32 protein-coding genes are annotated in these 26,145 nt (G+C 45.0%); 4 read left to right on the plus strand and 28 right to left on the minus strand.

Features of this window, described 5'->3' with window-relative positions; translation table 11 throughout:
* Nucleotides 1–18: 18 nt before the first annotated feature.
* Nucleotides 19–111, plus strand: a complete 93-nt coding sequence (locus AB4114_RS01805) for a YjcZ family sporulation protein (protein ID WP_082595420.1) — start codon at nucleotides 19–21, stop codon at nucleotides 109–111.
* A 135-nt stretch (nucleotides 112–246) separates the two neighbouring features.
* Here AB4114_RS01805 and spo0A read toward each other — a convergent pair whose 3' ends face one another.
* The 26 genes from spo0A to AB4114_RS01935 all read right to left on the minus strand — a co-directional run bounded on the left by spo0A (nucleotide 247) and on the right by AB4114_RS01935 (nucleotide 21,914).
* A complete protein-coding gene (gene spo0A, locus AB4114_RS01810) occupies nucleotides 247–1,044 on the minus strand; it encodes a sporulation transcription factor Spo0A (RefSeq protein WP_441986846.1) in 798 nt (265 codons plus the stop codon).
* Nucleotides 1,045–1,278: 234 nt separating this feature from the next.
* Nucleotides 1,279–2,619 carry a SpoIVB peptidase gene (gene spoIVB, locus AB4114_RS01815; RefSeq protein WP_441986847.1) on the minus strand — a complete coding sequence of 447 codons (1,341 nt, stop codon included), beginning with the start codon at nucleotides 2,617–2,619 and terminating at the stop codon, nucleotides 1,279–1,281.
* A gap of 118 nt (nucleotides 2,620–2,737) precedes the next feature.
* Nucleotides 2,738–4,465, minus strand: coding sequence for a DNA repair protein RecN (gene recN / locus AB4114_RS01820; protein WP_441986848.1), 1,728 nt, complete (start codon nucleotides 4,463–4,465; stop codon nucleotides 2,738–2,740).
* A 15-nt stretch (nucleotides 4,466–4,480) separates the two neighbouring features.
* Nucleotides 4,481–4,930 carry a transcriptional regulator AhrC/ArgR gene (gene ahrC, locus AB4114_RS01825; RefSeq protein ID WP_441986849.1) on the minus strand — a complete coding sequence of 150 codons (450 nt, stop codon included), beginning with the start codon at nucleotides 4,928–4,930 and terminating at the stop codon, nucleotides 4,481–4,483.
* A 2-nt stretch (nucleotides 4,931–4,932) separates the two neighbouring features.
* Nucleotides 4,933–5,385 (minus strand): hypothetical protein, encoded by a 453-nt coding sequence (locus tag AB4114_RS01830; protein ID WP_441986850.1) that lies wholly within the window; start codon nucleotides 5,383–5,385, stop codon nucleotides 4,933–4,935.
* A gap of 127 nt (nucleotides 5,386–5,512) precedes the next feature.
* On the minus strand, nucleotides 5,513–6,343 hold the full coding sequence (locus tag AB4114_RS01835; RefSeq protein ID WP_441986851.1) for a TlyA family RNA methyltransferase: 831 nt from the start codon (nucleotides 6,341–6,343) through the stop codon (nucleotides 5,513–5,515).
* A gap of 33 nt (nucleotides 6,344–6,376) precedes the next feature.
* Nucleotides 6,377–8,269: a 1-deoxy-D-xylulose-5-phosphate synthase gene (gene dxs, locus AB4114_RS01840; RefSeq protein WP_441986852.1), complete on the minus strand. Its 1,893-nt coding sequence runs from the start codon at nucleotides 8,267–8,269 to the stop codon at nucleotides 6,377–6,379.
* Nucleotides 8,270–8,383: 114 nt separating this feature from the next.
* Nucleotides 8,384–9,298: a polyprenyl synthetase family protein gene (locus tag AB4114_RS01845; RefSeq protein WP_376769489.1), complete on the minus strand. Its 915-nt coding sequence runs from the start codon at nucleotides 9,296–9,298 to the stop codon at nucleotides 8,384–8,386.
* The gene (gene xseB, locus AB4114_RS01850) at nucleotides 9,294–9,545 is read right to left on the minus strand and encodes an exodeoxyribonuclease VII small subunit (RefSeq protein ID WP_056614667.1); all 252 of its coding nucleotides are present in this window, start codon (nucleotides 9,543–9,545) and stop codon (nucleotides 9,294–9,296) included. The genes AB4114_RS01845 and xseB overlap by 5 nt, the downstream gene beginning before the upstream one ends.
* The gene (xseA, locus tag AB4114_RS01855; protein ID WP_441986853.1) at nucleotides 9,532–10,902 is read right to left on the minus strand and encodes an exodeoxyribonuclease VII large subunit; all 1,371 of its coding nucleotides are present in this window, start codon (nucleotides 10,900–10,902) and stop codon (nucleotides 9,532–9,534) included. Before xseA ends, xseB begins: the two co-directional genes overlap by 14 nt.
* 7 nt (nucleotides 10,903–10,909) lie before the next feature.
* Complete coding sequence (gene folD / locus AB4114_RS01860) at nucleotides 10,910–11,776, minus strand: bifunctional methylenetetrahydrofolate dehydrogenase/methenyltetrahydrofolate cyclohydrolase FolD (protein ID WP_441986854.1); 867 nt, start codon at nucleotides 11,774–11,776, stop codon at nucleotides 10,910–10,912.
* Nucleotides 11,777–11,844: 68 nt separating this feature from the next.
* Nucleotides 11,845–12,306, minus strand: a complete 462-nt coding sequence (gene nusB, locus AB4114_RS01865) for a transcription antitermination factor NusB (RefSeq protein WP_171630181.1) — start codon at nucleotides 12,304–12,306, stop codon at nucleotides 11,845–11,847.
* A 119-nt stretch (nucleotides 12,307–12,425) separates the two neighbouring features.
* On the minus strand, nucleotides 12,426–12,653 hold the full coding sequence (locus AB4114_RS01870) for a DUF2273 domain-containing protein (RefSeq protein ID WP_441986855.1): 228 nt from the start codon (nucleotides 12,651–12,653) through the stop codon (nucleotides 12,426–12,428).
* A 14-nt stretch (nucleotides 12,654–12,667) separates the two neighbouring features.
* A complete protein-coding gene (amaP, locus tag AB4114_RS01875; protein ID WP_171630179.1) occupies nucleotides 12,668–13,228 on the minus strand; it encodes an alkaline shock response membrane anchor protein AmaP in 561 nt (186 codons plus the stop codon).
* Between the two features lie 85 nt (nucleotides 13,229–13,313).
* Nucleotides 13,314–13,727: an Asp23/Gls24 family envelope stress response protein gene (locus AB4114_RS01880; RefSeq protein ID WP_171630178.1), complete on the minus strand. Its 414-nt coding sequence runs from the start codon at nucleotides 13,725–13,727 to the stop codon at nucleotides 13,314–13,316.
* A gap of 196 nt (nucleotides 13,728–13,923) precedes the next feature.
* Nucleotides 13,924–15,282 carry an acetyl-CoA carboxylase biotin carboxylase subunit gene (gene accC, locus AB4114_RS01885; protein WP_441986856.1) on the minus strand — a complete coding sequence of 453 codons (1,359 nt, stop codon included), beginning with the start codon at nucleotides 15,280–15,282 and terminating at the stop codon, nucleotides 13,924–13,926.
* 66 nt (nucleotides 15,283–15,348) lie between these two features.
* Nucleotides 15,349–15,843, minus strand: a complete 495-nt coding sequence (gene accB, locus AB4114_RS01890) for an acetyl-CoA carboxylase biotin carboxyl carrier protein (protein WP_441986857.1) — start codon at nucleotides 15,841–15,843, stop codon at nucleotides 15,349–15,351.
* A gap of 157 nt (nucleotides 15,844–16,000) precedes the next feature.
* Nucleotides 16,001–16,738: a SpoIIIAH-like family protein gene (locus tag AB4114_RS01895; RefSeq protein ID WP_441986858.1), complete on the minus strand. Its 738-nt coding sequence runs from the start codon at nucleotides 16,736–16,738 to the stop codon at nucleotides 16,001–16,003.
* Between the two features lie 39 nt (nucleotides 16,739–16,777).
* Nucleotides 16,778–17,419, minus strand: coding sequence for a stage III sporulation protein AG (gene spoIIIAG / locus AB4114_RS01900; RefSeq protein WP_441986859.1), 642 nt, complete (start codon nucleotides 17,417–17,419; stop codon nucleotides 16,778–16,780).
* 4 nt (nucleotides 17,420–17,423) lie between these two features.
* On the minus strand, nucleotides 17,424–18,170 hold the full coding sequence (spoIIIAF, locus tag AB4114_RS01905) for a stage III sporulation protein AF (protein WP_441986860.1): 747 nt from the start codon (nucleotides 18,168–18,170) through the stop codon (nucleotides 17,424–17,426).
* Nucleotides 18,171–18,183: 13 nt separating this feature from the next.
* Nucleotides 18,184–19,383 (minus strand): stage III sporulation protein AE, encoded by a 1,200-nt coding sequence (gene spoIIIAE / locus AB4114_RS01910; protein ID WP_056614710.1) that lies wholly within the window; start codon nucleotides 19,381–19,383, stop codon nucleotides 18,184–18,186.
* A gap of 25 nt (nucleotides 19,384–19,408) precedes the next feature.
* A complete protein-coding gene (gene spoIIIAD, locus AB4114_RS01915; RefSeq protein ID WP_056614713.1) occupies nucleotides 19,409–19,798 on the minus strand; it encodes a stage III sporulation protein AD in 390 nt (129 codons plus the stop codon).
* Between the two features lie 9 nt (nucleotides 19,799–19,807).
* Complete coding sequence (spoIIIAC, locus tag AB4114_RS01920; protein WP_056614718.1) at nucleotides 19,808–20,011, minus strand: stage III sporulation protein AC; 204 nt, start codon at nucleotides 20,009–20,011, stop codon at nucleotides 19,808–19,810.
* 58 nt (nucleotides 20,012–20,069) lie between these two features.
* Complete coding sequence (spoIIIAB, locus tag AB4114_RS01925) at nucleotides 20,070–20,588, minus strand: stage III sporulation protein SpoIIIAB (RefSeq protein WP_441986861.1); 519 nt, start codon at nucleotides 20,586–20,588, stop codon at nucleotides 20,070–20,072.
* Nucleotides 20,589–20,609: 21 nt separating this feature from the next.
* Nucleotides 20,610–21,578, minus strand: a complete 969-nt coding sequence (gene spoIIIAA / locus AB4114_RS01930; protein ID WP_441986862.1) for a stage III sporulation protein AA — start codon at nucleotides 21,576–21,578, stop codon at nucleotides 20,610–20,612.
* Nucleotides 21,579–21,650: 72 nt separating this feature from the next.
* The gene (locus AB4114_RS01935) at nucleotides 21,651–21,914 is read right to left on the minus strand and encodes a YqhV family protein (protein WP_171630169.1); all 264 of its coding nucleotides are present in this window, start codon (nucleotides 21,912–21,914) and stop codon (nucleotides 21,651–21,653) included.
* A gap of 202 nt (nucleotides 21,915–22,116) precedes the next feature.
* On the opposite strand from AB4114_RS01935, the gene AB4114_RS01940 reads away from it, so the two are divergent.
* The 3 genes from AB4114_RS01940 (at nucleotide 22,117) to AB4114_RS01950 (ending at nucleotide 24,186) form a co-directional block, all read left to right on the plus strand.
* On the plus strand, nucleotides 22,117–22,920 hold the full coding sequence (locus AB4114_RS01940; protein WP_441986863.1) for a phosphosulfolactate synthase: 804 nt from the start codon (nucleotides 22,117–22,119) through the stop codon (nucleotides 22,918–22,920).
* Nucleotides 22,921–22,923: 3 nt separating this feature from the next.
* Nucleotides 22,924–23,643 (plus strand): 2-phosphosulfolactate phosphatase, encoded by a 720-nt coding sequence (locus AB4114_RS01945; protein WP_441986864.1) that lies wholly within the window; start codon nucleotides 22,924–22,926, stop codon nucleotides 23,641–23,643.
* 78 nt (nucleotides 23,644–23,721) lie between these two features.
* Nucleotides 23,722–24,186, plus strand: a complete 465-nt coding sequence (locus AB4114_RS01950) for a DUF441 domain-containing protein (protein ID WP_056616992.1) — start codon at nucleotides 23,722–23,724, stop codon at nucleotides 24,184–24,186.
* A gap of 9 nt (nucleotides 24,187–24,195) precedes the next feature.
* Here the strand turns inward: AB4114_RS01950 and AB4114_RS01955 are convergent, their stop codons facing one another.
* Together AB4114_RS01955 and efp are read right to left on the minus strand one after the other, a co-directional pair.
* Complete coding sequence (locus AB4114_RS01955) at nucleotides 24,196–25,452, minus strand: aspartate kinase (RefSeq protein ID WP_056614731.1); 1,257 nt, start codon at nucleotides 25,450–25,452, stop codon at nucleotides 24,196–24,198.
* A 125-nt stretch (nucleotides 25,453–25,577) separates the two neighbouring features.
* A complete protein-coding gene (gene efp, locus AB4114_RS01960; protein WP_171630165.1) occupies nucleotides 25,578–26,141 on the minus strand; it encodes an elongation factor P in 564 nt (187 codons plus the stop codon).
* Nucleotides 26,142–26,145: the final 4 nt, after the last annotated feature.

The following is a 26,145-nucleotide window of genomic DNA, read 5'->3' on the forward strand; positions in this document are numbered from 1 at the left end:
AATTGGAGGTTGATTCGAATGAGTTGTGGAACTGGGTATGGTACTTCCGCTGCAGCTGTCTTGGTACTTTTCATCTTATTGGTTATTATCACTAGCGCATTTGTTTGGTAATTCAAAACTAATACAGAAGGACTACCTAGACTGTCTAGGTAGTTTTTCTGCTTCCCCTCTCATTCATGCAAATGAAAAAGAACGCTCAAATTGAGCGTCCTTAACTTGACATATATTATAAAGCTCCTAACTGTCTCAAGAAACTTTATGCTCAATTCTGAGCTTATCCGCCACCATCGCGATGAATTCGCTATTGGTCGGTTTAGATTTCGAGATATTAATTGTGTATCCGAAAATAAAGGAGATGCTGTCGATGTTGCCGCGCGTCYAAGCGACTTCAATCGCGTGACGGATGGCACGTTCGACGCGGCTCGGCGTCGTTTTGTATTTTTCAGCAATAGCCGGGTAAAGTGTTTTGGTGATGGCACCAAGAATTTCAATATTGTTGTAAACCATCGTAATGGCTTCACGTAAATATTGATAGCCTTTAATATGCGCAGGCACGCCGATTTCATGAATAATGCTCGTAATATTAGCATCCAAATTTTTGCCTTTAGGCATATGTACGACATTCGCACGAGGCGTTGACGAAGTCGTAGTCGTTGTTGATGAATTGCCTGCAAGCTGACGAATACGATTCGTAAGAGTTTCCATATCAAATGGCTTTAATATGTAATAGGAAGCTCCAAGCTGCACGGCTTTTTGTGTAATATTTTCTTGACCAAATGCCGTAAGCATAATGATTTTGGGCTGAGAAGGAAGATTCATCTCTCGCATTTTTTCCAGAACACCTAGTCCATCCAGATGAGGCATAATAATATCTAAAATGAGAACATCGGGCAGCTCACGCTGTTGCTCCAAAAACCGAAGAACCTCGTTACCATTGTACGCAACGCCCATAATTTCCATATCCTCTTGTTCACCAATGAACTCTGACAATAGATGGGTGAATTCTCGGTTATCGTCTGCAAGTAATACCTGAATTTTTTGCAACTGAATTTCCTCCTTTAGCTACTGAAACAAGTTGGTATTTATCTCTCTTATGTAAACTATTCGACAGCTCTTTTTAAAATCCTTCTGTCGAATATTATTTTTCTTTTCTTTTGTTAGAGTTTCTTATATACTATAATATTTAACTTCTAATTCCAACATTATTCGACATGAAGTCACTAAACTCGCTATTCTCTCGTAAAATGAGGTTAAAAAGAAATAAAGAACTAAAGGCTACTAACTCACCTTTAGTTCTTTGTCTGTGTTCCCCGAGGTCGGCCTAAGAATGATTCCAGAGTCCTGAAGCATCCATTCGATGAAGCAGCCATAGCCGCTAGTCGGATCATTCACGAAAACATGCGTGACTGCTCCAATCAATTTTCCATTTTGAATAATGGGAGAACCGCTCATACCCTGCACAATGCCACCTGTTTTATCCAATAAGCGTGGGTCCGTAATTTTGATAACCATGCCTTTCGTACCAGGAACATCTTGTTTGGAAACATGAACCACTTGGATATCGAATTTTTCAACCTTTTGACCTTCTAACACCGTATAGATCTGTGCTGGTCCTTCTTTAACTTCTTCTGCGAAGGCAACGGGAATCGCCTCTTTATCTAAGCTGTGATCAGGAGGTCCATACATTTTCCCAAAAATCCCGAAAGCCGTATTCCGTTCAATATTACCAATCACCTTGCTGTCCTTGTAAAGCGTTGCATGCTTTTCACCAGGATCCCCATTATGGCTTTTGGAAATCGACGTCACATTCGAATAGACAATGTCACCATCGCCTACAATAATGGGTGTCTGAGTATCCATATCCGTGATGACATGTCCAAGAGCCCCATAGACGCCTTGATCTGGTGCGTAGAAGGTTAGCGTCCCTACCCCTGCCGCGGAGTCTCGAATGTACAGACCCAAGCGATAAGACTTATCTACGACATCATAAACGGGCTGCAGCTTCACAACAAGTTCTTGATTGTTTCTTAAAATTTGCAGAACAAGAGGATTCTTGCTTTCGCCTGATTTGGCCACTAACTCTGCGACCTTACTAACATCCTTAGAATCCTTGCCGTTAATTTTGGTAATTAAATCTCCAACTTGAATTTTTGCTTCTTCCCCAGGTGAAACTTTTTGTTCAGAGGCAACAGTCACTAGATGGTGACCTACTACCAAGATACCGGCAGACTTAATTTTCACACCGATCGTCTGGCCCCCTGGGATTACTTTTAAATCAGGTACGACATTCACTTTGACAGTCTTGATTGGAATGGCTCCGAACAGCTTGAGCTTCATTTCTGTTTGCCCAGAATGGTCGGATTGCAAAGAGATAGGTTCGTTCAAATTAACTTGAAATGAGTGCTCGGCGTTGCCGTTTACCTTTACAATATCCGTATCCTTGACCGTGACCTGGGCACTGACCGGCATCGTTAACTGAAGCTGCTTCCCTTGGCCGCTAAACAAGCGGAGTTCTTGTGGAAAGGAGGCAAAGCTCTGAAAAGGCGGGGACATACTGACCAAGCAAACGAAGAAGACGAGCAAGAGTCCGAACAATCTTTTTCTTTTGTTGGATTGCACTATCAACACGCTCCTTCAAAATTCCTTGAGCCCTGACGAATAACCTCGTCAATTGCGTACCTATAAGTTAACCCCAGTCCCCTTCTTTTATAACTGTAAATGATGACTATCTATACTTTCATACCTTTGCTTTCTTATTTTTTGCCATGGTAAGCATTTCTCCCGCATGATGAAGCGTTGTTTCTGTCACTTCTACACCGCCAAGCATCCTCGCAAGCTCTTCAATTCGGCCAGCATCTGGCATATCTTGAACACGCGTGAATGTTCGCTCATGATCCACTTCTTTCCGAATATAGAAATGAACATCTGCAAAGCTTGCAACCTGCGGCAAATGAGTAATGGAGAAGACTTGACAGCTTTGTGATAGAACGGACATTTTCTCAGCAATTGCTTGTGCCGCTCGTCCGCTAACCCCCGTATCAACCTCATCGAATACAAGCACTGGGATTTGGTCAATCCGTGCAAAAATTGCCTTCATTGCGAGCATAATACGGGAGAGCTCGCCACCTGAGGCAATTTTACTTAATCCGCGCAACGGTTCCCCTGGGTTAGGAGCCATTAGGAACTCARCCTGATCAATGCCTTGTCTGGAGAACCGAACCTTATTGCCGTCAACCTCAACGCCGCGGTCATCGATAATATGAGCGATCTGCACTCGAAACTGTGTTCGTTCCATTTGAAGATCACGCAATTCATGTTCAATCTGAGCAGAGAGATCACTTGCAATACCTTTACGCAGGTTAGACAGGTCTAGTGCATGCACGCCAACCTGTTTCTCAGCAAGCACAAGCTTGTCTTCTAATTTACGAATAATTTCATCTTTATTTTCAATCGTATCGACTTCGTTTTTGATCTTCTCTAAATAGCTCAGAATCTCTTTAATATTCTCTCCATATTTTCGGCGAAGAGACGTGATGGTATCTAATCTTTGTTCGATATAATCTAATCGAGACGAATTGAACTCAATGCTGTCGCGATAATCTCTGATTTGATAAGCTGCATCTTCCAGCTGGTAAAAGGCGGATTGCGCCTGTTCAAGTATTGGGCTTAAATTCGTTGGATCTAGCTGCACGATATCCTGCAGGCGTGAGACTGCTTTGCCTGCAGCATCGAGACCTCGATTCGTGGCATAGAGAAAATCATAAGCTTCGGAGGAGCTTTGATAAAGCTTCTCTGCATTAGCCAACTTGCGCTTCTCCTCAGCTAAAGTCTCATCTTCGCCTAATTTCAGCTTGGCTGATGATATCTCTTCAATCTGGAATCGATACAAGTCTAACATTTGCAGCGCCTGCTTGCTCGTTTCTTGAAGATCGTTCAGCTCTTTTTGAAGCTTCATATACTGATCAAAGCTAGCTTGGTACGTCTTCTTCGCTGACGCAATCTCAGCATCTCCGAACAAATCCAGGGAATGAATATGCTCGTCCACATGAAGCAGGGATTGATGCTCATGTTGACCATGAATATTAACGAGCCACTCTCCCGTCTTGCGCAACATCGTCATATTCACAAGCTGACCATTTATTCGACTTGAGCTTTTGCCAGTCGCCGTAATTTCACGACGGATAATGAGATGCTCGGAAGCATCGGATTCTATCCCGAACTCTGTAAGCGTATGCCAAACCGGATGAGAAGCAGGTAAGTCAAACATGGCTTCAATTTCTGCTTTATCAGCTCCATAACGAACTAATTCCGATGAACCTCTACCGCCGACAATTAGTGTTAATGCATCTATGATGATCGATTTCCCAGCGCCAGTTTCCMCTGTCAGGACGTGAAAACCTGCTTTAAACCGAATATGTACATGTTCAATGACAGCTAAATTACGAATTGAAAGCTCTGTAAGCATGAATGCCTCCTGATTTTAAGATAATAAGGACATGACTTCATTTACAAAAGTTGCACTATTCTCTTTCCCGCGGCAAATAACAAGAATCGTATCATCTCCACAGATAGTTCCMATAACGCCATTCCACTCCAAATTATCAATTAAAGCACAAATCGTATTCGCCGTGCCTGGCAAGCATTTCATAACGACCAAATTATCCGTATAGTCGATGCTGACAAAATGGTCACTTAATGCCCGACGAAGTCGCTGCATAGGATTAAATCGTTGATCAGCCGGCATGGAATACTTATATCTGCCATCATCTAGCGGAACTTTAATGAGATGGAGTTCCTTGATGTCCCTCGAAACTGTCGCCTGTGTGACATGAAATCCTGCCGCGCGCAGCGCCTCGACCAATTCATCCTGCGTTTCAATCTCATGATTAGTTATAATTTCTCTGATTTTTACATGCCTTTGACCCTTCATCCTTACACCTCTATGTGAAAAGTGATTTTTTTGATTTTGCTAACGGTCATATCAACGTAAAGGATACCCTGTGCCTCCGGATAAATGAGGTTGTAGGGTAGCAGCATGTCACGCACAGCGCTCCCAGTCATCTCAAGTGGCTTGCGTTCTCTTGCCACTTTCACGAGATAAACATCATCTTCCTTTTGCACAAAATAATCGATAAATAAGCGGCTTTCCAGCTGCTCTCTCTCTCCAACGGTCATGGTAATTGGAATTTTGGTTTTACCAGCAAGCACTTCGAATCCAGCAGCCTCAAGCAGATCAACAACATCGTCCTCGGGGATATTCGCCTGCCTTGGAATACGTCCTCTTCTTCGACTTGAACCCGCTGACCACTTCTGAAATCGCCAAAAGACGATACAAACAACAACGATCAGGATTAACAAAATGACTCTTACATCGCCTTGTTCCATGTCCTTCACCTCGCCATAGTATTCGCGAAACCAGAAGGGAAATCCTTTAAGTGAAGTGAAACATATACAAGCTTATAATTTGAAAAAACCCATCTCAGGGCCGCAAAAGGCGTTCTCAAAGATGAGTTTATTTTCCGTGTAATTTCTGAGACTCTTTAACCGTCTCGGCAATAAGAGCTTTGATCGAAGTTGGCGCTGCAAGTGACGCTTCCGTCTCGTTGCTCGACCAGTACGCAAGGAATTCAATGTTCCCTTCACCACCCGTTATTGGCGAGTATGTGAGTCCCTTCAAGCGAAAGCCGAGCTCCTCAGCAAATGAAAGCACCGTTGTCAAAACATCAATATGTACATCCGTGTCGCGAACAACGCCCGACTTCCCAACCTTCTCTCGACCAGCTTCGAATTGCGGCTTAATTAAAGCAACAACATGACCCTGATCCCCTAAGATTTCCTTCAGTGGTGGCAGGATAATACGAAGCGAAATGAACGAAACGTCAATACTGGCAAAACTAGGTCTTGGACCGTTCAAATCCTCCAATTTCGTGTAACGGAAATTCGTTCTCTCCATGACATGAACACGCTCATCATTGCGCAGCGACCAATCCAATTGATTGTAGCCAACATCCACAGCGTAGACGGAGGCCGCACCATTTTGCAGCGCACAATCTGTGAATCCGCCCGTAGAAGCTCCAATGTCGAGCATGACCGCATCATGTAAGTCGATTGCGAAATGCTTTAACGCTTTCTCCAGCTTTAATCCGCCACGACTCACGTAAGGATGCAGCGCACCTTTTACTTTCAGTACGGCTTTGCGACTGATCTTCATCCCCGCTTTGTCAGCTGGTTCTTCATCTGCAAAAACAAGGCCTGCCATAATGGCGGCCTTTGCCTTTTCTCTGCTTTCAAAATATCCTTGCTCAAGTAGCAATAAGTCTAATCGTTCTTTATCCGAGGACATATATAATGTGTTGCTCCTATTCAAAATCGGTTACTAGACCTTCGCCCTTAAGACCTTGCGCGGGACTAGCTTCTTCACTTCGGAAATCAAGTGGTGGGCAGTTAACCCAACCTCTTCGCGTTGTTCTGGCACGCTGCCATGCTCTACGAAGTAATCTTGAATCCCCATCAATTCAACCTGCAAACCAACAATTCGCTTCTCTGCATAGAACTCCAATACCGCACTTCCGAAACCACCTTGGATTGAACCTTCTTCCATCGTGATCATCGGCATCGATTCCTTAGCTAACTGTAGCAAATAAGCTTCATCCAATGGTTTAATAAATCTTGCATTGACGACACGAAGTTCAATACCTTCTTGCGCTAGCTGAGCCGCTGCTTCCTCTGCTACTTGAACCATAGGTCCAACTGCGAGAACTGCTGCATAATCACCCTCACGTACAGTTTCCCAAGTACCGAGCGGAATTGCCTTTGGAGCTTCATCAATAGGAGCGCCAGTGCCATTAATACGCGGATAACGATATGCAATCGGACCATCATTATATTCAAGCGCCGTTTGCATCATATCACGCAATTCCTTCTCATCCTTCGGCATCATTAAGACCATGTTAGGAATTGTTCGCAAAAATGAAATATCATAAACCCCTTGATGCGTTTCACCATCCGGACCAACGAAGCCGGAACGGTCAATGGCGAAGGTTACATTTAATTTAGGACGACAAATATCGTGAACAACTTGATCATACGCACGCTGCAAGAACGTAGAATATACAGCGAATACCGGCTTCAAGCCTTCACTCGCGAGTCCTGCACATAACGTAGCCGCATGCTGCTCCGCAATACCAACATCAATCATCCGATTTGGAAATTGCTTTGCAAACTTCAATAATCCGGATCCACCTGGCATCGCAGGTGTAACTGCAACCACACGAGAGTCCTTCTCGCCAAGCTCAATTAATGTGTCTCCGAAAACTTGCGTATACATTGGCGGTCCGGAAGACTTAAGAACTTGACCAGACTCCATTTTGTAAGGCCCTAAGCCGTGCCAAGTATGGGAATCGTTCTCTGCAGGTTTATACCCTTTTCCTTTCGTCGTAACGATATGAATGAGCACAGGACCTGCAACTTTCTCTGCCTGTTTCAACGTATCCATGAGTACTTGGAGGTTATGTCCATCTACAGGACCAATATAAGTAAAGCCTAGTTCTTCAAACCACACGCCATTTAAAACAAAATATTTAAGACTATCCTTCAGCTTCTCCGCTGTTTTAGCTAGCGTTCCGCCGATGGCAGGAATTTTCTTCAGTAAATATTCGACTTCCTCTTTAGCTTTCAAATAATGACGGTCCGAACGAATTTTGCTTAAATAATTATGAAGAGCCCCTACGTTGGGCGCAATCGACATTTCATTGTCATTCAGAATGACCGTAATATTCTTCTTCTCGTGACCAATATGATTCATGGCTTCTAATGCCATGCCGCCTGTAAGCGCACCATCACCAATAATGGCAACAACCTTATTATGTTCGCCCTTGAGATCACGTGCCATTGCCATACCCATGGCAGCTGACAGGGAAGTACTGCTATGTCCGGCTTCCCAGACATCATGCTCGCTCTCGGAACGTTTAATAAACCCGCAGAGCCCTTTATATTTGCGTAACGTATCGAACTTGTCTTTACGACCAGTCAAAATTTTGTGTACATACGCCTGGTGACCAACATCAAAAATCAGTTTATCATACGGGCTGTGAAACATGGTGTGTAAAGCTATCGTGAGTTCAACCACGCCTAAGTTCGGGGCTAGATGTCCACCAGTAACGGAAAGCTTCTCAATAAGAAATTGACGGATTTCTCCTGCCAATTCTTCGAGCTCCGTCAAGGATAACCGCTTCAAATCTGCAGGCCGATTGATTTGTTCGAGCAGCACGCTTGTTTCCTCACTTTCAATGTGAAAATACTAAGATTTCACCATTATATCATATTATTGGGTATTTCGTGTGAAACTACCTTCCGAAACGGCATACTACTTGTATACGTACGTTTAATGATCCCGTTTCATCAGGTAATCTGCGATCTGCAGCAGTCGTTCAGGGTTCGGTATGTTCGATCGAATTAAGGCATCTTTCGCTTGATTCGTCAGCTCTTGCACTTTCTGCTCTGAAGCTTCCATGCCGATAAAATAAGGGAATGTCACCTTTTGCTGCTTCTCATCGCTCTTCACAGGCTTACCTAGTTTCGCTTCATCTCCGATAATATCCAAAATATCATCTTGAATCTGAAAAGCAAGTCCAAGTGCATGTCCAAACTCACTGAGCGCTTCCAATTGCGCTTCGGTCGCCCCAGCTATATGTCCACCGGCACGCAATGAGAACACAATAAGATCACTCGTTTTGTGTGTATGAATATAAGTGAGCTCTTCTAACTTGGTTAAACCTTGCTCTCCTAACATATCCGCTGCTTGGCCGCCAACCATGCCACGAGCACCTGCCAGTACGGCAAGCTCTTCAGTAATGGCTAGTACGCGTTCAGCAGGAACACCAAACCTTTTGTGTGATTGCGCAACGCAGAAGAAGGCGTGCGTAAGCAGCGCATCGCCAGCAAGAATAGCCATTGCCTCACCATAAACTTTGTGATTCGTTAACTTGCCTCTCCGATAATCATCATTATCCATTGCTGGCAGATCATCATGAACTAACGAATAGGTATGAACCATTTCGATGGCCAATGCAACAGGCATAGCAGACTCCAGGGAGCCCCCCAGCGACTCTGCAGCAGCAAGTACCATAATAGGACGCAGTCGTTTGCCACCTGCCATCAAGGAGTAGTCCATGGACTCACGTAACGAAGCCGGTACCTCCCAAGCAGTTGGCAATGATTGACGCAATGCGGCTTCGACCAATTCAGCATGGGAAGCGATGTATGTATGAATAGTAGACGTCGTGTTATTCAAACTAATTCCCCTTATCTTCCAAGACAGGCTGGAAAGGCTTCCTTGTTACCCCAGCTTCCCCTTCAACCAGCATCTCAATTTTTTTCTCCACTTGCTCCAGCTTAACGCCGCAAATATGGGAGAGTCTTACACCTTCTTGATACAGTTCAATGGCTTTCTCTAGAGGAACGTCGCCGCTCTCCAGCTGACTTACTATACGCTCTAGCTGCTCAATTGCTACTTCAAAACTTACTTCAGTTTCACTTGTTGACATCAATGTTCGCCTCCATCCCCGAAACTTGACATTGTATTTTACCGTCCTTAAGACGTATGGATAATCGATCACCGATGTTTACTTGCGTTATCGATCTCACAAGTTGCTTTTCTTGTTCGTCATAAGCAAGGCTGTAGCCCCGCTGCATAACTTTCAGCGGGCTGAGGGCGTCCAGATGACGGACGCTGGACTGCCACTCCTGCTTCTTCGAGCGCAGGAGGGTCTGCATGGCCGTGAGCATCTGACGTTTGGACGTGTCCAAACGTCGTCTCGCCATCACGGCCTGCTCCGTTGGATTGAAGCTGGATAAGCGACGCTCCAGCCTCAATCGACGCTGCGCCAGCTCCGTAAGGCGCTGACGCATACGGTAACCGAGCTGCTCCGCCAGCCGGTCGAGTCGCTCTGCAGGCTGCATGAGCAGCTGCCTGCGGGGGTTCGTCAGGAACGGCGAGCGCTTCGCGCGCTCGAGCCGTTCCTGCTTGCGGCGCAGCTGCTGCAGCAGCCCGTAATGCAGGCGCTGAGCCTGCTGCGACAGCTGCTGCTTCAGCTCGAGGTGGTGCGGCACCGCGAGCTCTGCCGCCGCCGTAGGCGTCGGCGCTCTGAGATCGGCGACGAAGTCGGCGATCGTGAAGTCCGTCTCGTGGCCGACGGCCGAGATGATGGGGATCGCGGAGGCTGCGATAGCCCGCGCAACGATCTCCTCGTTGAAGGCCCACAGCTCTTCCAGTGAGCCGCCGCCGCGACCCACGATGAGCACATCGGCTTCACCAAGCCGATTCATGGCTTCGATCGCTTTCACGATCGAAGGTGCCGCCTGTGTACCCTGTACGAGGACAGGGTACAGCAAGATCGGGATCGACGGGAAGCGCCGCTGCAGCGTGATGATGACATCACGAATGGCGGCCCCCGTCGGGGACGTGATCACGCCAATGGCACGTGGAAACCGAGGAATCGGTTTCTTGCGCTCTGGCGCGAATAACCCTTCTGTTTCGAGCTTCTTTTTCAGCTGCTCGAAAGCCAAATACAAACTGCCGATGCCATCAGGCTGCATCGCCGTCACATAAAACTGATAGGCACCGTCTCGCTCATACACGGAAATATTGCCGCGAGCAATGACTTTCGTGCCTTCTTTCGGGATAAATCCCAGTTTCTGATTATGCGAAGCAAACATGATGCTTTTCAGGCGACCATCCGCATCCTTCAACGTAAAATACATATGACCGCTGGAGTGATGTGTGAAATTCGAAATTTCGCCTCGTACCCACACATCCTGGAGTCGTGAATCTCCTTCCAGCAATAGCTTTATATAACGGTTTAAATCTTTTACGGATAAAATCTTGGTCTCATTTCTCGCCATAAGGTGACTATACGCTCACATTCGCTTTAGCTGCACGGCTAGCCGCATCAACTGTATTGCGAAGCAGCATCGTAATCGTCATTGGGCCTACACAACCTGGAACAGGTGTTATCGCACTTGCAATCTCTTTCACAGCTTCAAAATCAACATCACCAGTTAATTTGCCGTCTGCAGGACGATTCATCCCAACGTCAATAACGACTGCACCTGGTTTCACATGATTGGCTTTGATCAAATGCGCTTTCCCAACCGCTACAACAAGAATATCGGCTTGTTTGGTGATCTCTTCCATGTTAGGCGTGCGGGAATGAACAATAGATACCGTCGCATGCTCACGCAACAACAGCATAGCCATCGGTTTACCAACGATATTGCTTCTACCTACAACTACTGCATGCTTACCTGCGATTTCTACGCCAGTTCGCTTAAGGATTTCAATAACACCGTGCGGGGTACAAGGCTTCATACCATCTTTACCAATCATCAGGTTACCTACATTGATCGGATGGAAGCAATCTACATCTTTCGCTGGATCAATTTCATCAACAACTGCTTCTTCATTGATATGTTTGGGCAGTGGAGATTGAACTAGAATCCCGTTAATTCGATTATTCGCGTTAAAACCATGGATGAGTGCAATTAATTCTGCTTGTGTCGTCTCTTCAGGCAGACGGTGTACTTCGGAATAAATACCAACATCATCGCAAGCTTTCGCTTTGTTTCTAACATACACTTGCGAAGCTGCATCTTCACCTACAATAACAACGACAAGACCTGGCTGGTTTCCCTGAGCTGTAAGTACCGCTACGTCAGATCTAATTTCCTCACGAATTGAGCTCACGAGTTCTTTCCCATTAATTACTTGTGCTGACATGTTATTTCCCCCTTAGCCGTTTAAGCCTTACCTATATTTAACAATGACGTTAATCTCAATAACGTTGTTCAAAGCGTACGCAGAACTTTCTCTTTCAGTTCGTCGATTTCTTTGATCATTTTTCCTAACACACCATTTACGAATTTGCCCGATTCCTCCGTGCCGTAATGCTTGGCCAAATCAATGGCTTCATTGACAACAACCTTCGGTGGAACATCATCGCGATACAGCATCTCATAGGCACCCAGTCGCAGAATTTCCCGATCGATGCGAGACAGTCTGTCCATTGCCCACCCTTTCAAATACTCCTCCAACAACTCGTCGATGCTTACTTTGTTCTTGTAAGTTCCTTCGACAAGTTCAACAATATAGACAGGATCTATCTTATCTCCGGAGAAATCCAGCTGCGTTTCATTATCATGCTCAGCTTCATGAATCGCAACTTGAACAGCCTCCTGAGGAGTAGCCTCATTCATTTGGATTTGGTATAAGCTTTGTATAGCAATTTCACGTGCAATTCTGCGTTTCATTCTGTTCCTCCTAAGTGCTTTACTCCTGCAAAGCGACCTTCTCCTAAAAACTCTTTCTCCTAGTATACGTCAAATTGGATCCAATCCAAACAAAAAAATCCATGGTTGAACCAGGGATTTTAGCGAAACATTCTCCATTTTTGTGTGAGATAGCGCCAAATGTCTTCCAGCATGACGAAACTTTCTTTGCGATCCAGCTTATTTCCAACATAAAAACCAACAAGAACGATAAATGCAAAGATCAACATATCCCAAAAACCAAAAAATAAATAAATAAAACCGAAAAATATACCCGCTGTCACTCCGATTACTTTGCCCCTATGGAATTTCCACAGTTCATTCCACATATGTGGATTCACCTCTATTCGACCCGGCTTTTAAACGTTGGGGCAGATTGCACGATATTCGCAACGAATACGGTTACGGAAGCTACAGGAATACCGGTAATATCTTCTATGTAACTTTTCACTGTACCTTGCATGTCTTCAGTCAATTCCGGAATCGAGCTTTCCCCATCTACAATGGTTCTAATCGTTATTTCTAACCCGGATTGATTCACTCTAACTCGTGCACGCAAGTCCTTGGCACCTTTCGTGCGACCCGCTGCTTTCAGTGAAAGATTCTCAACCGTCTCGATGGAAATTCGAATATCCCCAAAATCGGTGCGCTGATCAATCGATGGTGCCTGGGAACGTCCGCGACGAAGCGTTACGATTAGGAATCGTACGGAAATCAGCAGCATAATCAAGCTAATGATAATGCCTGGATAAGCGTAGCTCTTCTCGTAGTAGAAATGGCTAAGCGTTGTACTTGCTTGATCGAGTGGGATCCAGCTAGATGCTGTGAACAATACAAAGATCGATGCGACGAAAATAATCAGGCTATAGAAAAGTAGCAAGAGCCTGTCCACAATTTTACCCACTACGCTTGTCCCCTTCCTAAGTTAGAGGAAACCCCCTGCAACCTGTAGGGGGTTTCAATTGATCCATATGGCTCAGCTTTACCGCCTACTTCACACGATTGGCAGCCGCTGGTTCTTCGTCAATCGGTTTTTCTGCCTGTTTAAAGTGAACATCATGAATGTGTACGTTGACCTCAACAACATTCAAACCTGTCATTGATTCAATAGCCATCTTCACATTGTTCTGAATATCATTTGCAACTTCTGGGATACGATTTCCATACTCGATAATGATGGAGACGTCAATGGCAGCTTCACGTTGTCCGACCTCTACCTTTACGCCTTTGGACAAATTCTTGCGTCCAAGTAATTCAGCAATGCCGCCAGCTAATCCGCCACTCATCCCCGCTACTCCTTGCACTTCCACCGTTGCCAATCCGGCAATGATTTCGATAACCTCGGGGGCAATCTGGATGCTGCCCATGTCTGTCTTGACGTAATCCGGAGCGATTGTGCTCATTGTGGCACCTCCTAAAAATTTTGTGAAGCAAAATTCACTTCGTAAGCATAGTCTTTGTTTTGCGCCAGTAAAACTGGCTTGAAAAGCTTAAACTTGTGATTGTAAGAATCTTGCATCATAAGCTTAAAATATAAATGGGATAAGCCATCTTAATTTATTAGTATAACATTTCGGTAAAAATATGACAAATGATTGTCTACGATTCTGGATCATTCACGTCGTGCTCTTCTAAGAATTTAATATCGTGATCGCCACTGATAAATTTCTTGTGCTCAAGCAGTTTCAAATGAAACGGAATCGTCGTGTTTACGCCGTCCACCGCGAACTCATTGAGAGCTCTTTTCATACGGTTAATAGCTTCTTCACGCGTACTTCCCCAGACGATAAGCTTCGCGATCATGGAATCATAGTGTGGCGGTATCGTATACCCAGGATACACGGCACTATCCACACGAACACCGAATCCACCTGGAGGCAAATAAAATTTCACTTGCCCTGGAGACGGCATGAAGTTCCGATTCGGATCTTCTGCATTGACACGGCATTCGATGGCCCATCCGTTAATGCGAACGTCCTCTTGTCTGAATGACAACGGATTCCCCTCAGCAACGCGAATCATTTCTTGAATAATATCGATCCCCGTAATCATTTCGGTAACAGGGTGTTCAACTTGGATCCGTGTATTCATTTCCATAAAGTAAAAATTACCATCTGGACCTAACAAGAATTCCAAGGTTCCCGCTCCGGAATAATTCACGGCTTTCGCTGCACGCACTGCTGCCTGCCCCATAGCTTTACGCGTTTCCTCTGTAAGGATAGGACAAGGTGCTTCTTCGACAAGCTTTTGTCTACGACGCTGTACAGAGCAATCACGTTCGCCTAGGTGAACGACATTGCCGTGTTTATCAGCTAGGATTTGAATCTCAACATGCTTCATACCCGTTAAATACTTTTCCAAGTAGATCCCTGCATTACCGAAGGCATTCTGAGCTTCTTGTTGAGCTGCCGTAATTTGTTGAACAAGTGTTTCCTCGTTCTCTGCAATACGGATTCCTTTACCGCCGCCGCCTGCTGTTGCTTTAATAATAATCGGATACCCGATATCACGTGCAATAATCACAGCATCATCAATATCCTCAACCAACCCATCAGAACCTGGGATAATTGGAACTCTTGCTTCCTTCATCGTTTGTTTGGCAACCGCTTTATCTCCCATTCGGGAGATCGCGTCTGGCGAAGGACCAATGAAAGTGATATTGCAGCTCTCGCAAATTTCTGCGAAGTCTGMATTTTCAGCAAGGAACCCATATCCAGGATGAATCGCATCGCATTCCGTTAACGTTGCAACACTCATCAAGTTAGTGAAGTTCAAATAGCTGTCTTTGGACGCTGTTGGCCCGATGCAATAAGCCTCATCTGCCAAACGAACGTGTAATGCTTCTCKATCTGCTTCCGAGTACACAGCTACCGTATAGATGCCTAGTTCACGACATGCTCGGATAATACGAACTGCAATTTCTCCGCGGTTCGCAATAAGTATTTTATGAAATTTCATGATTTGCCCTCCTAAGAGCTCTTCCTGCGAAAAGCTTGCGCTGTCAGCATAAGCTTGCAAACGCAACTATTCCGGTCTAACCAAAAATAAAGGTTGTCCGTACTCAACTAACTGTCCGTTCTCAACGAGAATTTCAACGATTTCGCCTTTTACTTCGGCTTCTATTTCATTCATTAATTTCATAGCTTCCACAATACAAACAACACTCTTGTCCGTTACTTTAGAGCCAACGCTTACGAATGGCGCTGATCCTGGCGAAGCGGATTGATAGAATGTCCCTACCATCGGAGATACGATCTTATGTAAAGATGAATCCTCTTGCTTGGCTTGTCCGTTAGCAGTTACTGGCACTTCAAGAGCAGCTGCTGGCGCTGTATTTGTGTAGTTTGGTTGACCAATCGGTGCGTATGTGTGTTGCACTGGAGCGGATACATACAAAGGCTCCACTTTATTCGGTTTACGAATAGAAAGGCGTGCACCTTCATTTTCAATTTCAAGTTCTTGTAAAGAGGATTGATCGACGAGTTTAATTAACTCTTTGATTTCACTCAATTTAAACATTCAAGTCACTCCTTTAGACGTTGGTGAACCCTTAAAAAATGCGTTTTCATAGCCGCAACGTATGTATTATACCCATAAACGCACGAAATGGAAAGAGTCCAGTTTATCCGGACCCTTTCCACTACCCATTTGTGAAGCAAAAACTTCACTAGAATCCTTACGGACGTACGTATTGGATCTTAATATTTTCTGGCATAGCTCCCAGTTCTTTTACAACCATGTCGACGATGGAAACACCTTGGCTTTTTTCCAATTTATCTGCTTGAACCGTTACTTTCCACTTGTTCCCATCTTGATTAATGACGGCTTGCGGGAAATCTTGAATCAAAAGATCTTGAAGATTTTCAATTTTATCTTGCAGATCTGACAAGGCAGACAAATCATTAGTTGCTTTTGCTACCGCTTCAGGCGTTTTCTTCGTATCCAAAATGATTGTCATCAGATCCGTGGAAACTTTGCTGAAGTAGTTGTTTTGTTTCACTTGTTCATTCGTGAAATAGTCGTTTGCCGAAGTCGTTTTGGCTTGCTCCTCTACCTGTTTCAACACTTGATCATCTGTTTTGGACGTTGTTGGTTTGGTTGCATCTTTTGTCGTAGTTTTGGAGCTATCTTGTGTCGTCGTCGCTTTAGCGTCTGTTTTTGTAGAAGTTTGCGGCGTTGTCGCTTTTGTGTCGGATTGTGTTCCTGTTCCAGATGTTGCTTTTACATCCGTTTTTGCGCCTGTAACTGGATCCACTTGCGCCATATCAATTTTCACTTCTTGCGATTGCTTGATGGCATCAGACGATGCGAGATCCAGCTTATTGACGTCCTCTGTAAAGAGATAATACGCGGATAGTACTACCATCAAGCTAAGCATCGATACGAGCCAAATTGTTTGTCTTTTTGCATTCATTGTTTATTCCTCCTTAGAATAGTTAGATAATTTGCTGAATTAATTCCCTGTTTTGCGCGGTAATATCGAAATCTTACTCGCTTGAACATCCATTCCTCGCTCAACGGCTTCCAAGATCATTTTCTTCACCGTGAGATTTTCTGCACCTTTTGCAACAACAATGACACCTCTAATTTTGGGTTTAATGTATTTGAGCACAAGCGGCTTCTGGTCGCCTGATACTTGATAAATAACGACTTCACCGCTTCGCGTTACCTGGGATATGTTGCGTGTTGCGCCACCATTGTCGCGTTCTGTCGTCATGTTCTGATTATCGTTATAATTTTTGTCTACGGTCATTTCCTCCGTAGATTCAATAGTAACGAGCACTTCCACTTCGCCAACACCGACAATTTGTTGCAGGATGCCCTTCAGTTGGTCACCATAAGCTTGTTCATAATCATGAAAGCTTGCGTTTTCCTTAGACACGCTTCCTGCAAAGGTTTCTTTACTTTCCGCTGTTGGAGACGCTCTGCCTGTGTTGATGGGATCCAGATCTTTGACATTTATAAATGCGTTGATGATCATTAGCGCGGCTCCTAAAAGCCCAACCATGATGACCCAAAGCAACGTATTCTTACGTTTAGGTCCACCTGGTCCGCCGCCGAATTTGTTCTCCATCCATTGCAGCAATGTTCCCATCGATTCACCTCGCCATCCATCCTTTGCTTTGTATCGTTTCGATCTCGATTTTGGCAGGATCCACTAACCAATTCCGTGAAATATCTTGCTTGAGTCGATCCTTTTCTTGCTCGCTAGGCAATGCTTTAAGGTTTGACTGCAAGTCGCCTTGAGCAGAAGTCTGACGATCTTGTGCAATCGCGGTAGACCCAATTTTGATGGGATCTACAGGCTTGACAGGCTCCATCGCAGCAATGCTTTTACTCTTCGGCGTCGTTTGTTTCTTCGTTTCTATATCATCAAGGGTCACCTTCACATTGGTAATGCTGGGTTTCCCATTATTGTCTACATCTACATGAACTTGTACCTCCTGTACCGGCCATTCCGTTTGCTTCTGCAAATCCTCTTTAATTAGCCCTGCTAATTGTGTTTGTACTAATTGTTGTGTTTTCTTCTGTTCTGCATCTTGAATCTTATTGGCATCTTTCGTGATGGCTGCCAATGACTTCATTTGTGTTTGATTGCCGCCAAAACCACCCGCAAGCATCGTTTTCTCACTCTGCTCCTTCTCCGCTTGGCTGAGCAGCTGATCCATATCCCAGTCCTTCTGGAACAGCTGAAGCACAGGGGTGAGTAGCGTCAGTAGAATGAATAGGCTCAAAACCGTCTTCACATACCGCTGCATCGTATTGCTTGGGAGTAGAAGATCAACAAACGTCGCGAGCATAATGACCATAATGACGGTTTTCAGCCATCCTGCTAACCAATCCATCGCCTAGCTCCTTTCACCTCATCATGACGGAGACATTGCTAATTGTGATCATGATGGTCAAGGCAAGAAAAAACATTAAGCTTACTGCCGCTAGCGCTGCAAAAACGTAAATTAAGCTTTTACCAATCGTTTGCAGACAAGCAATGATCGGGCTATCTCCTAAAGGCTGCATCAATGCAGCTGATAAGTTGTAGATAAAAGCTAGCGTCAAGATTTTGATCGCTGGAAACGCGCACAAGAGAACGAGGATGACAACGCCAACGAGTCCTATTGCATTTTTGACAAGGAGAGAGGCGCCTATCACAGTTTCCGTTGCGTCCGAGAACAGCCGTCCTACAACAGGCACGAAATTCCCAGTAATGTACTTCGCTGTCCGAATCGCTACACCATCTCTAACCGCACCTGCTGTCCCTTGAATAGAGATGACACCAAGGAAAACCGTTACGAACACACCCAGCATACTTAAACTGACGGTACGTAGTAGATTTGCTAACTGGGTAACCTTAAACTTGTCGCTGAGTGAGCTAACGATGTGCAGCACAGCCGAGAAAAACAAGAGCGGGAAAACAAACACATATATCGCTGTTCCCACCGAGTGGATCATAAATACGATCAGAGGATGAAGAATAGCCACGGAAGTAACATTGCCCATAGAAGCTAATAAAGTTAGTAACAAAGGCATGATGGCGAACATGAATTGAATCATAGACGAAATGGCTGTCTTGGCGTACCCGATCGCAACGCTGAAGCTATTGATGGCAATGATGATCAATACCATATACGTGATTGTGTAACCTAGCTTGCTAACCGTATTTCGTTCAAAAGAGCTTTGCAGCGTCTCCAGAATCATGCTAAAGACGGTCAAAACAACGATGGAAGCTAGTAACTTGCCATTGATGATAATCTCATGAAATACATAGCTCAGAAGTCCTTTAAAGATACTCTTCATGCTAATGCCCTTGGTCCCAAGGAGAAGTTCCATGAAGGTTGGAGGTTTGCTCTCCGGGAAATACCCGCCATATTCCTTCATCAGCTTATCCCAATATTGCTCGACCGGCTCCGTATTCAAGCGGTTCGCTTGTTCTTGGATGATGATATCTGTAGGCGATTCGGCCGTTAAGGAACCCGACAAGCCGAGCCAAAGACCCATCGTTATAATAAATAATAAGATCCACCGGTTGTTCAGCTTCTGGTGCGAATAAAGTAGATGCATGCGTGTCACTCCTTAGGCGAATCTTCTAAGCAGGGAGCAGTTTAACCACGGTTTCGATAATGACTGTTATGATTGGAATAGCCATAACCATAATGAGTACCTTACCCGACAGCTCGATTTTGGAAGCTATGGAATCTTGACCGGCATCTCTAACGATTTGAGCGCCAAATTCGGCGATGTAAGCAACGCCAATAATTTTCAGAATCGTTTTGAGGAAAACGAGGTTTACGTTCGACTTCACTGCTAAGTCCTCAAGGACTTGGATAACCGAAGAAATTTTGCCTATTAAGAACAAGAATATGACTATGCCTGTAAAAGCAGCTAATAGAAAGGCGAACATCGGCTTCTGTTCCTTGATGATAAGCGTCAAGATCGTAACGATGAGTCCTAAACCTACGATTTGGATGATTTCCATCAGACCACCTCATTGGAATAGGAATATAGTTTTAATTTCTTTGAACAAGTTATCCAGCATACTAACGACCATAAAAAGYACGACCACGAAGCCTATGACCGTGACCCAATGTGCCATATCCTCTTTTCCCATCTGTTTCAGCACCGAATGGATCATCGCAATGATGATTCCGATGCCGGCGATTTGGAAAATGGCGTTCACATCTACATTCATTCCTGGCACCTCACTCCGCCTTCAAGGAACTTGTCAAGCACGGATACATGATCCCCCACTAATACATTAAAATTACGATTAACGCTCCGATGAGGACGCCTAAGCTTTTCCACATTTTCTCGTAGCGCTGTTGCTCATCTCTGGCATCCGTTTCTTCCGATTGAAGTTGGCTCATCGCAAGACGCAAGTGTTTGATTTGGTCACTTTGATCTGAGAGCCCTAGCACAGGGCCTAGCCCAAGAATCACTTCTTGCTCTGATTGCCGCATAGAGGTTCTTGCCCAGACTTCTTTGACTGTCTTTTGCCATAGATCCTTCGTTGATTCCCCATTGCTTCCCAGTAAACGTTCTGACATTAATCGAAATAAAGTCGAAAGTGGATCAGCAACTTGCTTGCTTAATGAAGCGAAAGCTTCAGGAAGCGGCGTAAGCGCATAGGCAATTTCCGTCTCCATTCGGCCAAGCGCGCCAATCAGTATACGAATTTGCTTGGGTCGCCTTACATAGTGAGCAGCTTGCAGAAACCCATACATCGACGCTGCTCCGAAGATCAGTACCCCTCCAACGAATTTCAGCATACCCATCGTCCTTTGCGTTCGTCATCCATCTCCCATTGCCTTACCTTGATGATCCAAGATCCGAAAGGAAGCTGACGCACCTTTTCTTCGCTGTAGGATCACGTATTTCGTAAACACACCTGCCTCCATCAACTCCCTAAGTACTGGTCGTCCATGGACATCTTCATAGCTTGCTCCATGTGCTGTCGCTAGCACACGAATCCCCGTGTGAACCGCTTCATGAATCGCATTCGCATCCTGGGCTCTTCCAATCTCATCCACGATGAGCACCTCAGGAGATAAGGAACGAATCATCATCATCATCCCTTCAGCCTTCGGACAACCATCTAACACATCTGTGCGAGGCCCTAAGTCGAATCTCGGTACGCCTTTAACACAAGCAGCCAATTCGGAGCGTTCATCTACGATGCCTACTTTTTTTCCTGTTAGTGAGCTATTCCTAGCTCCCCACTCCCCTCGGCTAATCAGTCTGGCCAAATCACGAATTAAGGTGGTCTTCCCTTGCTGCGGCGGAGAGATGATCAGGGTATGATGAATATTTCCCAAGCTTGGATCTACCAAATACGGTAAAATCTCCTGACCCACACCTTGAATTTCGCGCGCGATCCGAATGTTAAAGGAACTCACATCGCGTATTTGCTTCACTTGACCTTGATCGAGAATCGTACGACCAGCAAGTCCAACTCGATGACCTCCTGAAACGGTGATATAGCCTCTGCGCAGTTCTTCCTCAAACGTGTACAACGAATGATTCGTTAAGATCTCAAGTAGTGTCATACAATCTTGCCTGGTCGGTTTGTAAGCCAAAGCTTCCTGAGTGATCATTTGACCACGCTCGCTAATGAAGGCATATCGGTCCGCCCAACTAATTTCCAGAGGACGTGACTCTCTCACCCTGATCTCCTCCACACTAGCTTGTACATTCGGAGGAAGTTCGCTCAGCATGAATCGGATGTTCTGCGGCAACAAATGTATAATACTCGCTAGCATTGAGAGACAGCCCTCCAAGTTGTCCAGTCTTCTATATTCATTTCTATGCTTACTAGAAAGAAATATGACCGATTACTTTTTAATAATCCCAATAAACAAACAACTGACCCCTGCTATGATCCATAACATCTTCCCATATGATAGTTTGTCTGCTACGCCTACTAATCCAATTGTTGTCGTAGTTAGTAGTACTAGAGGACCTACTAGTGCTAGAGCTGAATTCACTAACAGCGCCTTCTCGATCGTAGCCAATCTGATCATAAGAATAGCAGCAATAATTTCGATGCTTCCTGACATCACCCGCAAGGAAGCCATCGTGAGTACAATCTTGTTCATGAACTATACACCTCCCAATAGTTTTGTAGCCCATGCAAGCGAAGCGGAATAGTGCATCGTCAAAACTAGCTTCGGAAGCATACGCTTTTCCCTACCTTATGCGAGCTCGTCTCATTTTAGGCATGCTGGGCACCTCCATTTGTGCTCATGCATATGCTGTACACATAATTGATCCTTCGAAGGACAGTGAGGAGAAATACCGATGGAAGTGACCTCTCAATTAAAATGGAACCCCGTTCTAGCCGACCCTACAGGAACAAGGCAGCAGAAACCAAGAACGTTGGGGAAAACGATGGTGATGGATAAGGGGCTTGGCATGATTGCCTTTCAGGATTTGCTCCAAACCTCTAGCAGCCATGTGGATATGATCAAACTTGGATTCGGGACTTCACCGCTTTATCCACAATCCGTACTGCGAAGCAAAATAAACCTAGCCAAAGAGAATAACATTCTCATTTATCCAGGAGGTACTTTTCTGGAAGTGGCTGTAAGCCAGCATGCAGTAGATTCATTTTTTGACATGATCCTTGCACTCGGCTTTAATGGCGTTGAAATATCTGACGGCACGATTCAAATGGATCGTAGACAACGGAATAAGTTAATTAGCAGAGGATTAGATGAAGGGTTAGAAGTCGTTACGGAGTATGGAAAAAAAGGATGGGGCTCCTCCATAGAATTAGCAGAATTAATTGAAACGGTCTTAATCGATTCGGAATTAGGTGCTTCCCTTGTCACGATTGAAGCGCGTGAGTCTGGCATGGGTGTTGGCATTTTTGATGGGGAGGGGAAATGCAAAGATGAGGAACTGCAAAGTGTGCTTGCTTCCATTTCAGGTGATAAGCTCTTATGGGAGGCACCGCTAAAAAGCCAACAAGTGCACCTGATTAACTCCCTCGGTCCCGATATTCACTTGGGAAATATTTCCCCAGATGAAGTTATTGCATTAGAAGCTTTGAGGAGAGGACTGCGTTCAGATACGTTGTCCTTGGGTGCCAGAAAGGATTAACACATGCATATCGAGGTGATCGCCAACATCGGCGAAGCAAGAAGTGACGAGTTTCTCCATAAAACCGTCATTGTCGTTGATGTTTTACGTGCAACCAGCACAATCATCACCGCATTGATGAATGGCAGCAAGGGTGTAGTCCCTGTTGATACGGTTATAAAAGCGAAGGAATTGGCGAGAGAAGGCGATCTACTTGGTGGAGAGCGCTATTGCAAAAAAATTCCTGGCTTTGATTTTGGCAATTCACCACTTGAGTACACACGCGAAGTCGTTCAAGGCAAACGCATCATCTTGACGACTACCAATGGCACAAGAGGGATTCAAAAAGCGATAAAAGCCGATCGTGTGCTTGCGGGAGCCATCATTAACGGCAAAGCCTCTGCTGCGGCAGCTATCGAGCTTAAACGGGACACAGTGATCGTCTGTGCAGGTACGCAGGATGTTTTCTCTTTGGAGGACGGCCTCTGTGCCGGCCTCATCCTGAATGAAATTGCAATTCTAATAGGCGAGCAGCACATGATAACGAATGACTTCGGTCTAGCAATGCGAGGTTGCTATCTCGAAGCTAAGGATCACTTGCTCGAGACCATTCTCTCTTGCAGCAACGGTAAAAAAATGAAAAAGTCCGGCTTCCTCGCGGATGTCGAACTTTGTGCCAAGACGAATAGTGCGGAATGCGTTCCCGTTCTGGAACACGATCAGATGGTTCTTTTTGGGCGATAGTCCACCTTACCATGCGTTCTAAATACAAGCCCCTTTCATAAACTTAAATGACGATGATGAGGACAAGGGGTTATGTATATGAATGGTGATATGCTCTTAGTTATTCTAATTATAATTGGACTCATAGGCCGTTCGCCGATCATTACAACTGCGGCTTGTCTTTTACTGGCCATTAAGTTAATTGGTCTCGATCGCTATTTCCCTACCATGGAACGTAGAGGTCTTGAGCTCGGCTTGCTGTTCCTGACGATCGGTGTTTTGATTCCATTTGCAAGTGACCGTATTTCGATGAAAGATATTCTCTCTGTCTTCACTACATGGCCTGGCATCATCGCCCTCGTGGGAGGGGCGATTGCCACCTATATGAATGGGAAAGGCTTGGAGTTACTAAAAGTAGACCCACAATTAATTGTGGGTCTTGTCCTTGGTTCTATATTTGGCATCTTATTTATGCGCGGCATTCCGGTAGGACCCTTAATGGCTGCCGGAATAACGGCATTTCTATTGAAGATTGCTTATTTCATAGCAGACAAACTTCATTAAGATTTCAAATTATCTGCGATCTTCTGGACCACCAACGAAAGCTTGCTCCGCTGTGTCTAAGCCGTATGCTGTGTGAAGAGCACGGATTACGTCGGTTAAGTTCGTATTGTCAATGACACAAGACATTTTAATCTCTGATGTGCTTACCAATGAGATCGTAATGCCAAGATCAGAAATGACTTTGAACATCGTAGCTGCAACACCTGGTGAGCTAACCATTCCAGCCCCAACGATTGAAACTTTAACAAGATCAACTTCGGACGTCACTTCACGGAAACCAACTTCAGCACGAATTTGTTCAATGACATCTAGCGCTTTCTCACGATCCGCCAATGTCGTTGTGAAAGAGAAATCCGCAGATCCGTTAATCACACCGCTTTGAACGATAATGTCCACGTCAATTTGCACTTCAGCAAGTGCTAAGAATACTTTAGCAAGTTGACCTGGTTTCTCAGGAACACCCAGAATACTAATTCTTGCTACATTTTTGTCATATGCGATGCCACGAACTACGATTCCTTGCTCCATCACTGCTTCCTCCTTCACATTGGTGCCTTCATTGTAATTAAAGCTTGAACGCACCACGAGGGTCACGTTGTAATTTTTCGCATACTCGACTGCGCGAGGATGAAGAACTGCAGCTCCAAGGTTAGCGAGCTCCAACATTTCATCATAGGAAATTTCAGCAAGCTTCCTAGCTACTTTCACAATTCGAGGATCTGTTGAATAAATGCCATCAACATCTGTATAAATTTCACAAAGATCGGCTTTGATCGCTGCAGCAAGCGCGACTGCTGTTGTATCGGACCCGCCGCGGCCTAATGTTGTAATTTCACCCGCTTCAGTCATCCCTTGGAAACCAGCTACGATGACGACATTCCCTTGCTCAATCGCGTTCAGAACACGATGAGGCTGAATATCCGTAATTCTTGCTTTCCCATGTACAGGCTCCGTATAAATGCCACTTTGCCACCCGGTGTACGAAACCGCTTGTTCACCAAGATTATGTATAGCCATCGATAAAAGCGCTACGGAAACTTGCTCGCCCGTCGTCAACAACATATCCATTTCACGAGCCGGTGGGGCTCCATCGTAAATTTGCTTGGACAAGTCGATTAAATCATCCGTTGTATCACCCATCGCAGAAACGACAACAACACAGCTGTGTCCAGCTTGTTTACGCTCCACGATTCTTTTTGCAACTCGTTTCATTCGCTCCGCATCACCGACAGAGCTACCGCCAAATTTCATCACTATAAGAGACAAAGCTGACCCACTCCTAACGCATACTAGTGCATAACAATTCAATATTATAGCATACATTTGTCGGGCTGTGGTAAGAAAAGAAAAAAAGCCTTTCGGACTCCGATGAGTCCGAAAGGCTTTGCTAATTAGTTGCTAGCGCGTGAAAGGTATTTGCCATCATCTGTATCAACGGAAAGAACATCGCCTTCGTTGATGAAAAGTGGCACCATTACATTAAGACCTGTTTCCACTTTCGCATTTTTCAATGCGCCTTGTGCTGTGTTTCCTTTAACGCTTGCATCAGTTTCAACAACTTTCAAGTCAACGCTCTTCGGAAGGTTAATCCCTAGAATTTCACCTTGATAGCTCATGATTTTGATATTCATGTTTTCTTTCAAGAAGTTCAATTCCCATTTCAATTGCTCGTGGGCAAGCGAAATCTGATCGTAAGTCTCCGTATCCATGAACGTGTACTCGTCGCCAGCCGCGTATAAGTACTGCATTTCACGGTTTTCGATGTGAGCACGTCCAACGTTCTCACCTGCACGGAACGTACGCTCAACGGTGTTACCATTGCGTAGGTTTTTGAGCTTAGAGCGCACGAATGCAGCCCCTTTACCTGGTTTCACGTGTTGGAAATCTAGAACTGTAAAAATATCATGTTCTACTTCAATTGTCAGACCTGTTTTAAAATCGTTTACTGATATCACTTGT

Origin of the sequence: Paenibacillus sp. 2RAB27 (assembly GCF_052115445.1) — a bacterium.
In the GTDB taxonomy this organism is placed as follows: Bacteria; Bacillota; Bacilli; order Paenibacillales; family NBRC-103111; genus Paenibacillus_E.

Coding starts and splice junctions, on each gene's coding strand:
- AB4114_RS01805 (WP_082595420.1), top strand. CDS start 19: ATGAGTTGTGGAACTGGGTATGGTACTTCCGCTGCAGCTGTCTTGGTA.
- AB4114_RS01830 (WP_441986850.1), bottom strand. CDS start 5,385: ATGGAACAAGGCGATGTAAGAGTCATTTTGTTAATCCTGATCGTTGTT.
- AB4114_RS01835 (WP_441986851.1), bottom strand. CDS start 6,343: ATGTCCTCGGATAAAGAACGATTAGACTTATTGCTACTTGAGCAAGGA.
- xseB (WP_056614667.1), bottom strand. CDS start 9,545: ATGTCAACAAGTGAAACTGAAGTAAGTTTTGAAGTAGCAATTGAGCAG.
- xseA (WP_441986853.1), bottom strand. CDS start 10,902: ATGGCGAGAAATGAGACCAAGATTTTATCCGTAAAAGATTTAAACCGT.
- folD (WP_441986854.1), bottom strand. CDS start 11,776: ATGTCAGCACAAGTAATTAATGGGAAAGAACTCGTGAGCTCAATTCGT.
- nusB (WP_171630181.1), bottom strand. CDS start 12,306: ATGAAACGCAGAATTGCACGTGAAATTGCTATACAAAGCTTATACCAA.
- AB4114_RS01870 (WP_441986855.1), bottom strand. CDS start 12,653: ATGTGGAATGAACTGTGGAAATTCCATAGGGGCAAAGTAATCGGAGTG.
- AB4114_RS01880 (WP_171630178.1), bottom strand. CDS start 13,727: ATGAGCACAATCGCTCCGGATTACGTCAAGACAGACATGGGCAGCATC.
- accB (WP_441986857.1), bottom strand. CDS start 15,843: ATGTTTAAATTGAGTGAAATCAAAGAGTTAATTAAACTCGTCGATCAA.
- AB4114_RS01895 (WP_441986858.1), bottom strand. CDS start 16,738: ATGAATGCAAAAAGACAAACAATTTGGCTCGTATCGATGCTTAGCTTG.
- spoIIIAG (WP_441986859.1), bottom strand. CDS start 17,419: ATGGGAACATTGCTGCAATGGATGGAGAACAAATTCGGCGGCGGACCA.
- spoIIIAF (WP_441986860.1), bottom strand. CDS start 18,170: ATGGATTGGTTAGCAGGATGGCTGAAAACCGTCATTATGGTCATTATG.
- spoIIIAE (WP_056614710.1), bottom strand. CDS start 19,383: ATGCATCTACTTTATTCGCACCAGAAGCTGAACAACCGGTGGATCTTA.
- spoIIIAD (WP_056614713.1), bottom strand. CDS start 19,798: ATGGAAATCATCCAAATCGTAGGTTTAGGACTCATCGTTACGATCTTG.
- spoIIIAB (WP_441986861.1), bottom strand. CDS start 20,588: ATGCTGAAATTCGTTGGAGGGGTACTGATCTTCGGAGCAGCGTCGATG.
- spoIIIAA (WP_441986862.1), bottom strand. CDS start 21,578: ATGCTAGCGAGTATTATACATTTGTTGCCGCAGAACATCCGATTCATG.
- AB4114_RS01935 (WP_171630169.1), bottom strand. CDS start 21,914: ATGAACAAGATTGTACTCACGATGGCTTCCTTGCGGGTGATGTCAGGA.
- AB4114_RS01940 (WP_441986863.1), top strand. CDS start 22,117: ATGGAAGTGACCTCTCAATTAAAATGGAACCCCGTTCTAGCCGACCCT.
- AB4114_RS01945 (WP_441986864.1), top strand. CDS start 22,924: ATGCATATCGAGGTGATCGCCAACATCGGCGAAGCAAGAAGTGACGAG.
- AB4114_RS01950 (WP_056616992.1), top strand. CDS start 23,722: ATGAATGGTGATATGCTCTTAGTTATTCTAATTATAATTGGACTCATA.